The sequence below is a fragment of the Vibrio sp. 10N.222.49.C9 genome (assembly GCF_041474985.1).
Classification (GTDB): domain Bacteria; phylum Pseudomonadota; class Gammaproteobacteria; order Enterobacterales; family Vibrionaceae; genus Vibrio; species Vibrio crassostreae_C.
Map to the genome: position 1 here is coordinate 1 of NZ_JBFRVD010000991.1, position 350 is coordinate 350.

At 49.4% G+C, this 350-nt stretch carries 1 protein-coding gene; it reads right to left on the reverse strand.

Translation table 11 applies throughout. The features are described from left to right. On the reverse strand, window positions 1-350 hold a 350-nt coding region (locus AB4585_RS26575; RefSeq protein WP_372171738.1), incomplete at both ends, for an alkaline phosphatase.

Sequence of the window (350 nt, forward strand, 5' to 3'; positions counted from 1 at the left end):
TTCAAACCCGTCTTTATCGAATACATAGCTCGCATTGGGATAGCGCTGTTGCCACTCTTCAATTAGGTTTTTGCCATCACCACGTCGCCCAGAAAAGCCTTGCTCATCTTGCGCGTCAGCAGGTAGGAATTCTCTGCGCCCGCCAGCAAACACAACCTGCACGCCATCACCATGTTCAAAGTTCACCAGCTGATGGGCAATATCAGTACAACCATTCTCTTTGTTGTAGTTTGAGATAGCTGAATCGTTTTCCCAATCTCTATCAGGGCTATGGGCATAAGCGGCCGCTGGAGTGGCGTGAGTAATACGAGTCGTCGTCACTAAGCCAACAGATAGTCCATTATCCGCGG